This is a genomic window from Corynebacterium sp. c7Ub_26 (assembly GCF_053760365.1).
In genome coordinates this window covers 81,037-92,851 of sequence record NZ_JBSNBL010000005.1, presented here as the reverse complement: position 1 = coordinate 92,851, position 11,815 = coordinate 81,037, and the positions used below count along the sequence as shown (strand labels likewise).

The window sequence follows — 11,815 nt, the reverse complement described above, 5'->3', positions numbered from 1 at the left end:
CGAGCCTAGATCACCACGTTGACCATACGGCCAGGGACAACGATCACTTTCTTAATCTCATGATCGCCCACGTGCTCTTTCACCTTGGCGTCATCAAGCGCCACGGCTTCAATATCCTCGCGCGAGGTATCCGTCGCTACATTAATACGGCTACGGACTTTGCCCTGCACCTGAACAGGAATCTCGACGGTGTCGTCGACAAGCCACTTCTCCTCGAACGTCGGGAAGGGGCCGTGAGCCAGGGACTTCGTGTGGCCCAACCGTGACCACAGCTCTTCCGCGATGTGCGGGGCCAGCGGGGCAACGAGCAGCACAACCGGTTCGACGATCTCGCGGGGAGCGCCGCCCGCGTACGTTTTGGTCACGTAGTTGACGTACTCGATGAGTTTCGCCACCGCGGTGTTGTCCATCAGCTGGGCGTAGTCCTCGCGGACTGCGGCAATCGTGCGGTGCAGTGCGCGGCGATCGTCATCGGTGGGGGTCGCATCCGTGACGACGAGGTCACCGGTGGATTCGTCGACCACCAACCGCCACAGACGCTGCAAGAAGCGCTGCGAACCCACGACGTCCTTCGTCGCCCAAGGGCGCGATGTGTCCAGCGGGCCCATCGACATTTCGTAAATGCGCAGCGTATCCGCGCCGTAATTGTCGCAAATGTCCTCGGGGGAGACGGCATTCTTCAGGGACTTACCCATCTTGCCGTACTCCTGGTGGACCTGAATTTCGCCGTGCTCGTTGGTCTGGACACCGTCCATGTTCCGCCCGTCGCTGGGGACCCACCAGAAGGAGCCGTCGCGCTCGACGACCTCCGCGGCGGGGATGTACACACCGCGGTCGTCGGTGTACGCGAAGGCCTGGATATAGCCCTGGTTGAAGAGGCGATGGTACGGCTCGCAGGAGGACACGTAGCCGAGGTCAAACAGCACCTTGTGCCAGAACCGCGAGTACAGCAAGTGCAGCACCGCGTGTTCGACACCGCCGACATACAGGTCCACACCGCCGGATTTCTTCTGATCCGTGGGGCCCATCCAGTACTTTTCGTTCTCAGGATCGCAGAGCGCGTCCTGGTTGGTGGGATCCACATAGCGGAGCTCGTACCAGGAACTTCCCGCCCATTGCGGCATCACATTCGTATCGCGTCGGTACTTCTTGGGGCCATCGCCCAAATCCAGCTCGACATTGACCCAGTCCGTCGCCTTGGCCAGCGGCGGGTGCGGCTCGGACTCCGCGTCATCGGGATCGAAGGACACCGGCCGGTAGTCGTCAACATCCGGGAGCACAACGGGCAACATGGACTCCGGGAGCGGATGGGCCACGTCATTCTCGTCGTACACAATGGGGAAGGGTTCACCCCAGTACCGCTGCCGAGCGAAAAGCCAGTCACGCAGCTTGTACTGGATTTTTTCCTTGCCGACGCCACGCTGGGCAAGCCAATCAATGGTGCGGACTTTCGCGTCCTCCAAGTGGAGGCCATTGATGTCTAGGCCGTCGTCGTTGGCGGAGTTCACTGCGGTGCCGGCGCCCGTGAAAGCCTCAACGGTGACGTCGCCGCCGGAAATGACCTCGGTGATAGGCAATTCGAAGACGCGCGCGAAGTCGTAGTCGCGCTCATCGTGCGCGGGAACAGCCATGATCGCGCCTGTGCCGTAGCCGGACAGGACATAGTCGGCGATGAACACAGGGATACGGCGGCCATTCACGGGGTTCGTGGCGTACACGCCCAGGAACACACCGGTCTTTTCCTTATTCTCTTGGCGTTCCAAATCGGACTTCGCGACGATGGACGCGCGGTACTCCTTCACCGCCTCGGCGGGGGTGGCTGCTCCACCGGTCCAGCGGTCGATGGCGTCGTCGGACAGAGAGCGCTCAGCGCGGAGATCCGGCCACTGATCAGCGACGACCTCGTCGACAAGCTCGTGTTCTGGCGCCAAGACAAGGTATTCCGCGCCGAAGAGGGTGTCGGGGCGGGTGGTGAACACGGGGCACGTGGCGGCGCTGTGGTCGGGGCCGTTCGTCGGGATGGTGAAGGTTACTTCCGCACCCCTAGACCGGCCGATCCAGTTGCGCTGCATGGACTTCACCTTGTCGGGCCAATCCAACAGGTCGAGGTCGTCGAGCAGGCAATCCGAGTACTGAGTGATCCGCATCATCCACTGGGTCAGCTTCTTGCGGAAAACAGGGAAGTTGCCACGTTCCGAGCGGCCGTCGGCGGTGACTTCTTCATTGGCCAAGACCGTGCCGAGCCCGGGGGCCCAATTCACTGTTGACCTGGACCGATAGACCAAACGGAAGGTTTCAACGATATGCTCATGCTGGGCATCATCCAGCGCTTCCCATATTTGCGCGGAACTCTTACCGGCTTGTTCAGCGGCTTCGACTGCCGCGCCCGTGTCGGGATCAACACTCTGGTAGCCGGGGCCGGAGGTCACATCGACCGCGCCCGAGGCCAGCTTTTCCCGCAATTCCGAAACCGGCCGGGCTGCGTTGGCCTCGGGGTCAAACCACGAGTTGAAAATCTGGAGGAAAGTCCACTGGGTCCAGCGGTAGAAATCTTGGTCAGTCGTGGCAAATGACCGACGGGGGTCGTGCCCCAAGCCCAGGCGCCCCAGCTGGCGCTTCATGTTTGCGATATTCGCCTCGGTGGTGGTCCGTGGGTGCGTCCCTGTCTGGACCGCGTACTGTTCCGCAGGGAGACCGTAGGCATCGTATCCCAGGGTGTGCAGGACGTTCTTGCCCAACATGCGGTGGAAACGTGCGTAGACGTCCGTCGCAATGTAGCCCAGAGGGTGCCCAACGTGCAGGCCCACGCCCGATGGGTAGGGGAACATATCTTGGACAAAGATCCGATCGCCGGGAAGATCCGAACCACCATCGCGTGGCGCTAAATCCCCGGTGGGGTTGGGGGCGTTGAACGTTCCCTCGTGGGACCAACGCTCGTACCAGGCGTTTTCGATCTCCGCAGCCAGGCCGGCGGTGTAGCGGAAACGTGGTTCGTCGTGATGTTGTGCCGACGACGCACTCGACCGCGAAGAAAGAGAGCCTGACGAAGTATTGTGGGAGGAGGACACTGATGTAGTGGGATGACCAGTTGACTGGCCCCCATTCGGGCTCTTTTCTCTCGGATTTGTCATGGTCACATAGTCTAGTTGGGCCCATGATGAGGGCAACTACAACGGTCACCGCTGACATACCCGGTCATCAACCCGCTCGTCTCAAACACACGAATCCTGACGAAAACAAGGAGCATGTATGCCGAACACCACTGTTTTTTCTGACTTCGTCGATTTCTACCGCGAGATGTATTCGCCGAAGACACTGTCCGCATCCGACATTTTCGCTAAAAAGACCGAATCCTTTTCTATCGACGACGTTGTTCACCCTGCTGACCAAAAGTGGTTTTCCGAGCACCACAAAGAAGCAACGATTAAGAAAGGTTCCGTCGTTTACCTGGGGGATGAACCTTTTTACGGTCTTCTCTCTGAGGTCGACGACGGGATTATCAACCGCACGTTCCCGCACATCGTGGACCGCCCTGCCTCGAACCACATCAAACTCATGGTCCTCGGCGATAACGCAATCTTTAAAAACAAGGTTTCTGGATACTTAGCTGACGGGTTAATCCAAGTTAAAAATACGGAAGGCCATCAAGGCTCCGCCGAAGAACCTATTAAGTACTTCGATGCTCTTCTTCAAAAGATTGACCACTCCTTGCCGTTGGTTCGACGTCAACGCGGGGAGCAGCTTGGCCATTCACTGACCCGCACAGCGCAAGCGCTGGCAGAAATTCTGGACCTCAATGACCAGCAGAATGCGATGATGACCGGCCGCGAGGATCTCTCCGTGGGGGACAATGAGTTCCCCCTTATTCCAGCGTGGGAGCTTCGCCACGCCCTCATGGATAAGTGGCCAGGGAACCGGATGACCACGGACGGCGTACTGCATATTTCCGGGGATGATCTGCCTCAATCCAGCGAGATCGGCCGGCTCGAGCTTTACCCGTGGCGTAGCCTCCAGCGGGGTGTTATTCCGGAATGGATTAAAGAGGCGATCGCTTCGGGCGACGTACCACCGTCGGTAAGCAAAGCTGCCTCTGTGATCATTAACATTCTTGATCGCCTGGACGATGACGCGAATGATCTCCTTTTCGTCGTGGCTAATCCTGAAGAATGGACCGACGCTATTCGCGGGACCGCGACGGCCGCAGGCCACGACGATGTTGACCAGCTGATCGATCGCTTCACGAAGAAGCAATTGCTGTATTCCGACACCCGAGATCTCTCCATCGACAACCTCCTCGACGCCTGTATCGGCGACGGAGCTCAATCGCAGCAATCCGCCGACAAACGCCTCCACGGTTTGAGCGGCGTCGATATCACCACTACCTAAAGCCCAGATCAGCGGCCTATTTTGGCCGCGTACCCGGCCACGCACACCACTGAGGAGCCACCCCCATGACCACACCGCCCACCACATCCTCCGAACGTCCCATCGCCCTCATCACAGGAGGGACCCGCGGTATCGGGCTAGCCATCGCCCACGACCTCGCCACCACACACACCGTCTACATCGGCGGGACCAGCAAAGAGAGCGTCAAGAAGGCCCAAGAGACCGTCCCCGATGCGCGACCATTCGTCGCGGATCTCACAGACCCGTCATCCGTCGGCAAGGCTCTTAAAGCTTTTCCTGAGCCCGCGTTGGACGTGCTTGTTCTCAGCGCCGGGATATCGGTCGGCGGCGCGATTGCCGATGTCTCCCGCGAAGACTGGGTGCGGGTGCTTGACCTCAACGTTGTTGCGCAGGTGGACCTCATCCGGCAGCTCTTGCCGAAGTTACGCGCCACCCACGGCGACATTGTGGCTATCAATTCCGGCTCCGGGCACAGGTCCCGCCCCGGCAGTGCCCCGTACTGCGCCTCTAAGTTCGCTCTGCGCGCTATTACCGACGCACTCCGCGAAGAAGAGCGCGGTGTTGTGCGCGTGACCTCGGTCCACCCAGGTCGCGTCGATACTGATATGCAACGCGAAATCCAGGCAGAGAAGGGAATGGCGCCCGAGGACTACGACGGAGCCATTTATGTGCAGCCGGAATCCATCGCGGCCGCGGTGCGCACAGCCATCGATGCCAAACCCGAATGCACCGTGGAAGAGATCCGCGTCCGGCCTGTGATCGCGTAACGCGGCGGGCTTACACTAGAACCATGATTGTCGGCATCATTCTGGTTATTCTCGCTGTTGCACTGGGTGGCGTGGGCCTGGCCGCCTGGGGAGGAAAACTTCCCGGGAACAGCTGGGTGGGCATTCGTGTCCCCGAGGTTCGACGTGATCCCGCCATGTGGGAACTTGCGCACAAAGTGGCCGCGCCGAGCTGGACAGTCGGTGCGTTGGCTCTGCTGCTCGGGGGAGTTGTCGCTTTTGGTGCTTCCGGATGGGCATGGCTGTGGGTTGCCGTCGCTATCATCGCATCGGTGGCGCTCATCGGTGTGGGTTCCGCCATGGGCGCGCACACTGTCGCGGTGCTTGACGCTCAACAACAAGCCGAGGAGAGCAATACGTCCTGCTCCTGCGGTGGTGGCGACGCTTCACAACAACCCAGCAAGCCCGTGGCCGTCGATATCGATGCCGCTCGACGTGCCGCACAGGCTGCGGATTCCTAGGCCGATGGCTACACCGCCCTTCATCATTAATCTTCGCTCCAAAATTGGCCACGACCCGCTGTGGCTTCCTGGGGTGACTGTCGTCATTCTTCGCGACGGTTCCGCTCCCGGTGCGCGTGAAGTTCTGCTGGTCCGTCGCGTCGATAATGGGCAATGGACGCCCGTGACGGGCATCGTTGACCCAGGTGAGCACCCTCATGTTGCGGCTGTCCGGGAAGCCCAGGAAGAGACGCGGACGCTTATCACGATCGAATCTCTTTTGAATGTCCAGGCGGTCGGGCCGGTGACGTACCCCAATGGCGATGTGACCTCATATGTGGACACCGCGTTTCGTGCGTCGCTTCGGGACGATTCGCCCGAGGTCGGTATTGGCGACGACGAATCCCAAGCCGTTGCCTGGTGCGATGTGAACGAATTGCCCGATATGAAACCGCGGTTCCGGGCCATTATCGCTCGGGCCTGCGACGATGCAGATCACGGTGGGGCTGCGTCGTGGGGGCCGCTTCCCAGGGCGGAGTAAGTCCGACATGGTGCCCGTCGAGACCTAGTTAACCGGGCTTGACCATAGAAAAATCCTCCCAATCCGAGCAGGACTGGGAGGATTACAGCGCTGGAGCTGAGAGTTAGTCCCTCGCCCCGCCAGCCCCTTACACCACGGCTGGGTGCAGGGTAGACATCGTGTATACCCGCTTGCGGGATACTCCCCAGACCAGGAAGACCATGGTCAGCACCGCTACGAAAGCCAACACAAGTGCGGAATTCCAGAATTGAGCGTTCAATTCACCGACCCCGGCTTGTCTCATCCCTTCAATGAGCCAACTAAGTGGCATGAATGGGTGAAGTATCTGGAAGAACTTGGGCGATGTTTCGATGGGGTACAGCCCGCCCGCGGACGCGAGCTGCACCACCAAGGCAACGATGCCCAACAACTGCCCTTTTCCTTCACCGAACCAGATAATCAGCGCCTGCTGGAAGATCAAGAATCCGAATCCGCCCAGCAACATGAGGGCCGTCCAGGCGAGGAGGTTTCGGGGACGAATATCCAACGTAAACCAGCTGATGCCAACCAGCAGCGCAACCTGCAAAACGCTGATCAACAGCGCTGGAGTGGTGGTGCGGATAGCCAACCGCAGCGAGGACACCGACGCAGCAAGGTTCCGTCGGGGGAGTGGCCGAACCACCTGCCACACGAACAATCCGCCCAAGAAAATTCCGAAGCCAGCCAGGAACGGGGCTAGGCCTTCACCCATCGACGACACCTTGTGTACCCAGCTCTCATTCAGTTCCGACGGGCCAGCCATGGTGTCCGCGTTGTGAGCGACCATCTGCGTCGTAAAGGCTGGTACGCGATCCTGCGAGGATGCCAAACTATCGTGCAGCGTACCCGCACCCTCTGACAGCTTCCCGGTTCCTCCGGCTAGCTGCGTCGTTCCGTTCTTCAGGTCTTTTTGACCATTATTCAGCGTAGTTGCACCGTCCTGGAGCCGGCTCGCACCGCCCTGCAACTGGCTCAGACCGTTGCTGAGCTGCCCTGCACCTGCATGCGCTTCACCCAGCTTCGAGGCGATGGTTTGGCTACCATCCTGGAATTGCTGGAGCGCACCGCTAATCTGCGTGCTGCCGTCGGCCACTCGTCGGGAACCATCGGAGGCCTTCTGAGCACCGTCGGCGAGCTGGTGAGCTGCCGAATTTGCCTGATTAACGCCGTCGAGAAGTTGCCGGACCTGAGGCAGCTGGTTGATACCGGGGATTCCCTCAATCGCGGCCAGCTTACCTTTCATCTCATCGAGCCCAGCTGCGAGTTGAGCGTTGCCCTGTGCCAGCTTGGCGTTACCGTCGGCAACCTGCTGAGCACCGCTCACCAGTTCCGTCGATTTCTCGTGGGCAAGGCCTAACTTGTCAGTGAGCTGCTGCGCGCCGGCTTGGAGCTGCGCAGACCCATCATCGAGCTTCTTTGCACCCGCGTGGGCTTCACCCAGTTTCGACGTGAGCGTCCCGGCGCCGTCCTTCAACTGCGACGATCCATTGAGAAGCTTACTGGCGCCGTTATCCAGCTGGGTCGCACCGCTATTGGCGGTCTTTGCACCATTAGCCAACTGGCCGGAACCGTCGGCAGCCTTACCCATTCCTTCATGGATTTCGTTGAGCGACGAGAACACCTTGGCGCTGGCTGTGTTGGTGATCGACTCATTAATCGTCGAGTGCAGGCGCTCAGCTGCTGCTTTCAACAGGACCGACGCCGATTTACCGTTCGCGTCGTTATAGTCGAAGTTCAGCACAGCCCGGTGCGGATTCCCGGTACCGATGGACGCCACGGACGAGGAAAAATCTTGCGGAATCACAACGGTAGCGAAGTACTTACCGTCCTCCAGACCTTTCCTGGCTTCCGACTCTGAGGGGAATTGCCAATCGAAGGTGGGGTTGGCCTTAACATTCTGAATAATCTCCGGGCCAACATTGACCGGTTGTCCGTCTTTTTCTGCCGGACGGTCATTATTGACGACGGCGACCTTCATGTCGCTGAGGTTTTCCGTCGGATTTTGGTTGGCCCAGAGGAAGAACGCGCCGACGAGCAGCGGGATGGTTGCCAGAATGACGAGCGCGACGGGGAAGATGCGCAGGCGGTGGATTTCCGAGTTCCGCCCGATCAACATGCGGGGCATGATGCGTTCGCGATAGGCGGACGCGCCTTTCCCGCGCGCGGTGAGGCCTCGTCGTTTCGGCCGAGCAGGCGAGGAACCCGCGTCTTTACTGTGGTTGGGCTTGTTATTCGCCATGGTTGGCCTCCTCGGCGGCGAGAGCATGGGTGTGCTGATAAGCAGGTGTGCTGCCCGCTCGGTGGCGGGTCGTGTTGTCCAGTGAGGTGTCGAACGTGCCCCCGAGGCTGGCGTCGTTCTGAGAAGACGTCATGGGGGAGCGGGGGATATCGACGCGCGTTTCCTCATTTGCGAGCTCATCTGCGGATTGATCTGCGGATTCGTCGGTGATGCGGCTTTCATCCCGATTGTCGGGGCGCTCAGCGAAGATCTGTCGAACGCCCTCAGGGATGGCGCCGATGTTGGCGGTGTTCGCAACGATCGTGATTCCTAGCGCAGAGGCACGCTGCAGCGATTCCCATAGGGCAGCCTGGTCATTCGGATTGCGGAGGGAATCGACATCGTTATAGCTGATCACGGAGGGACGACACACGAGCGCGACGAAAAGCCGCGCCTGCGCCTGCCCCAACACGGAGAGGTCTTCGATGGGAACGTCGGGCCCCGGGGGCTCGGTTCCAAAAGCTGCGTGGAGGCATGACGTCATATGCTCGCCCTCCCACCCGGGCCGACGAGCAATGATCGGCGATTCGAGTGAGATCCGCTCGTAGGCTATTTCCGCGATGGTCAGTGCAGGATCCAGATCATCCAGATTCTCGAACCCAGCGAATGTCGCGATCTTTTGGACTTTCCGCATGTGTTGGGGAATGGTGATCCCACCCACAGTGACTGTTCCGCCCGAGGGCTTCATGCGCCCCACCAGGGTGAGCAGCAGGCTCGACAGTCCGTTGGACTGGCCGGCGACGAGCGCGACCGTTTCTCCCGGTTGAACAGTGAAACTTAGCGGCCCGTACACTGGACCCCTTTTTGTCGACAGCTCGACGTCCTGTGCCGAAATGTCCACAGGCATGAAGCTACTTCGCACCACACAGCTCCTTATCATCTCAAGATTTACTTTTGTACTGAAAAGCTTGTGAGCGAAATAATAACACAACGGTTTCCACCCACTAATTATTTTTCATTTAAAAGTATGATGAAGTTTCATCCGTGGCCCCCACGGACGTGTGGTGCAAAGCTAAGAGACCTCGGCGAATCGCCTTCTACGCCAGCGTCTACGCCGGTAGTAGCCCCTTGAGCGCCGGCGGCGTTTCCTCCAGCGTTTGCAGCGATTTTCCTACATCACCCCGCCCCAGCGCGAAGGTTTTTAGAATAGTGACGTGAATCTTCGCAAAATTGCCTCCTGGCGGCCCGATACGTTGATCGTCATGATCCTCTCAGCAGTGACGATCGCTATCCTTTTCCCTGCTCGCGGGTCTTTCGCCAGCGCGTGGGATACCGTCACCACCGGGGCGATTGCATTTCTGTTCTTCCTCTACGGCGCGCGCCTCTCACCCGCCGAGGCGTTCGAAGGCCTCAAGCACTGGCGCCTTCACACCCTCATTCTGGCTTTTACCTACGTCGTCTTCCCGATCATCGGTATCGCGCTCTTCCCACTTCAGCACATGGTGGGGCACAACCTGTATGCCGGCTTTTTGTTCCTCTGCCTCGTGCCGTCGACGGTCCAGTCGTCGGTGGCGTTCACGTCCGTTGCCAGGGGGAACGTGGCGGGCGCCATCGTCAGCGCGTCGACGTCGAATCTATTAGGTGTCGTAATCACGCCTGTTCTCGTGATGTTTTTCATGTCGGGGTCGGGTTTCCACGTATCCGGCAGCGTGTTTATCGACGTTGCGCTGCAGTTACTTGTGCCATTCATTCTTGGCCAGATTGCACGTTTGTGGCGTCCGATCGCGAAAATGTCGGCAAGCCCAGTGACGAAGAATGTGGACCGGCTGTCCATCGCTTTCGTGGTATACGGGGCGTTTTCGGAGGGGATCGTATTGGGCGTGTGGACGTCGATTGCGTGGTGGCAGCTGGTGATCGTCGTCCTGCTGTCCCTTATTTTGGTCGAGCTGATGCTGTGGTTGACGTGGACCGCCGCGAGCCGTTTCGGCTTCGATTACGGCGATCGCGTGGCCATTCAGTTCTGCGGGACTAAAAAATCCTTGGCGACGGGCCTCCCCATGGCGGCCGTCATTTTCCCCCAGAGCGCTGCGGTGATCATTTTGCCGCTGATGGTGTTCCACCAAATTCAGCTGATGGTGTGCTCGGTGCGCGCGAGCCGATACGCGCGCCAGTTGGACGAACACGCCGCCAGCTAGACGAACACGCCAGTTAACCGAATCGGCCGAGGCCGGCACCGCTACGCCACAACGTTGAGCAGCAAAACGTAGAGCGCGGTTCCACCGAAAATGGAGAGCGTCACGCTGTGCCGCCACGCATGAAGCAGGCAGGTTCCCGCGATAGCGACAAGGACGGGCCACCATCCGCCGCTGTCGTGCGAGGTTTCCACAGCGGTGTAGACAATGAGCACCATGGTTACGCCCACCGGCATGGTTCGGCTGAGGTGGGCGACGAAATCCGATCCCCGCAAGCGCGCAATAAACGGAAATGGAAACGCGCGCAGGGCAACGGTGACGACACCGATCACGCACAGCATCGCGAGCGTGTGGGACAGTGACACACCTTCGGGCAACCCGTAATCGCCATAAGCCAGCGTGTGATTCATCGTGGTGTTCCCCCTTCACCGTCGGTAGGGTCAGCGTGGCCACGGCCGAACCGCAGCGTAAGGGTTTCGTCGACAGTAGGGGACCAAAACCGCACGAGGAGCACAGCAAGGTAGAGGCCCAGCCCGATAACCATGAGAGATTGCTCCGACACGATCCATCCGACGGCCGCGCAGACCAGGGCAAGGCCGGGTAGCGACCAGTCCGGATTCGCGGAAAATGACTCCATGGTGAGCACAATGAACAGGGCGACGAGAGCGAAGGACATCCCGTCGATGGTGGGAATGTACTGCCCGACGAGAGCACCAACTATTCCCGACGCCAACCAGAGGGCTTGCACAACGACCTGGATTGTCAGGACGTGGACGCCGCTGATCGAGCTGTTCTTCGCCATGGACGTCGATGCGATGGCATAGGACTCATCGGTCAACGCGTAGGTGGAGTAGACGCGCCAGGCGCGGCTCTTAATCGCGTGCCGAGGGAAGGTCAGGCCGTAAAACGCGTGACGGAAGTTCACCATCAGCGCTGTTAGCCCAGCAGAAAACAGCCCAATCCCGCTGCTGATCAAGCTGATGGCGAGGAACTCCATGGATCCCGCGTAAATAATGGTGGACAAAATTGGTGCCCACCACCAGGAAAAACCTGATTGGACGACCAGAAGGCCGAAGGAAAGTCCAAGCGGAATCAGCCCCAGCCCAATTGCCCAGGTTTCAGCTAAACCTTGCCGGATGTCGGGGCCTAAAGAACCGCCGTGTGCGGGGTTGTTCTGCGGTGATCCGCGGTGTGGTGGTGTGTCCATAACGTGT

Annotated in this window: 10 protein-coding genes; 5 read left to right on the top strand and 5 right to left on the bottom strand. The window is 59.6% G+C overall.

Annotation, left to right across the window (positions count from 1 at the left end):
- Positions 1–5: 5 nt before the first annotated feature.
- Positions 6–3,131, bottom strand: a complete 3,126-nt coding sequence (locus ACWORE_RS09245) for a leucine--tRNA ligase (protein ID WP_455303617.1) — start codon at positions 3,129–3,131, stop codon at positions 6–8.
- 118 nt (positions 3,132–3,249) lie between these two features.
- Here ACWORE_RS09245 and ACWORE_RS09240 point away from each other — a divergent pair, with 118 nt between their 5' ends.
- The 4 genes from ACWORE_RS09240 to ACWORE_RS09225 all read left to right on the top strand — a co-directional run bounded on the left by ACWORE_RS09240 (position 3,250) and on the right by ACWORE_RS09225 (position 6,173).
- Positions 3,250–4,386, top strand: a complete 1,137-nt coding sequence (locus ACWORE_RS09240) for a hypothetical protein (RefSeq protein ID WP_455303616.1) — start codon at positions 3,250–3,252, stop codon at positions 4,384–4,386.
- 65 nt (positions 4,387–4,451) lie between these two features.
- The gene (locus ACWORE_RS09235) at positions 4,452–5,174 is read left to right on the top strand and encodes an SDR family oxidoreductase (RefSeq protein ID WP_406605279.1); all 723 of its coding nucleotides are present in this window, start codon (positions 4,452–4,454) and stop codon (positions 5,172–5,174) included.
- A 23-nt stretch (positions 5,175–5,197) separates the two neighbouring features.
- Entirely contained in the window at positions 5,198–5,653 is a 456-nt protein-coding gene (locus tag ACWORE_RS09230; RefSeq protein WP_296138836.1) for an SdpI family protein, read from the top strand.
- Positions 5,654–5,657: 4 nt separating this feature from the next.
- Positions 5,658–6,173: an NUDIX hydrolase gene (locus tag ACWORE_RS09225; RefSeq protein ID WP_296138834.1), complete on the top strand. Its 516-nt coding sequence runs from the start codon at positions 5,658–5,660 to the stop codon at positions 6,171–6,173.
- 127 nt (positions 6,174–6,300) lie between these two features.
- Here ACWORE_RS09225 and ACWORE_RS09220 read toward each other — a convergent pair whose 3' ends face one another.
- Complete coding sequence (locus ACWORE_RS09220; protein ID WP_455303615.1) at positions 6,301–8,430, bottom strand: YhgE/Pip family protein; 2,130 nt, start codon at positions 8,428–8,430, stop codon at positions 6,301–6,303.
- Positions 8,420–9,334 carry an ATP-binding cassette domain-containing protein gene (locus tag ACWORE_RS09215; RefSeq protein ID WP_455303614.1) on the bottom strand — a complete coding sequence of 305 codons (915 nt, stop codon included), beginning with the start codon at positions 9,332–9,334 and terminating at the stop codon, positions 8,420–8,422. The genes ACWORE_RS09220 and ACWORE_RS09215 overlap by 11 nt, the downstream gene beginning before the upstream one ends.
- 289 nt (positions 9,335–9,623) lie before the next feature.
- Here ACWORE_RS09215 and ACWORE_RS09210 point away from each other — a divergent pair, with 289 nt between their 5' ends.
- Positions 9,624–10,604 carry a bile acid:sodium symporter family protein gene (locus tag ACWORE_RS09210; RefSeq protein ID WP_448235171.1) on the top strand — a complete coding sequence of 327 codons (981 nt, stop codon included), beginning with the start codon at positions 9,624–9,626 and terminating at the stop codon, positions 10,602–10,604.
- Positions 10,605–10,645: 41 nt separating this feature from the next.
- Here the strand turns inward: ACWORE_RS09210 and ACWORE_RS09205 are convergent, their stop codons facing one another.
- Together ACWORE_RS09205 and ACWORE_RS09200 are read right to left on the bottom strand one after the other, a co-directional pair.
- Complete coding sequence (locus ACWORE_RS09205; RefSeq protein WP_303734403.1) at positions 10,646–11,011, bottom strand: branched-chain amino acid transporter permease; 366 nt, start codon at positions 11,009–11,011, stop codon at positions 10,646–10,648.
- Complete coding sequence (locus tag ACWORE_RS09200) at positions 11,008–11,808, bottom strand: AzlC family ABC transporter permease (RefSeq protein ID WP_455303613.1); 801 nt, start codon at positions 11,806–11,808, stop codon at positions 11,008–11,010. The genes ACWORE_RS09205 and ACWORE_RS09200 overlap by 4 nt, the downstream gene beginning before the upstream one ends.
- Positions 11,809–11,815 lie beyond the last annotated feature (7 nt).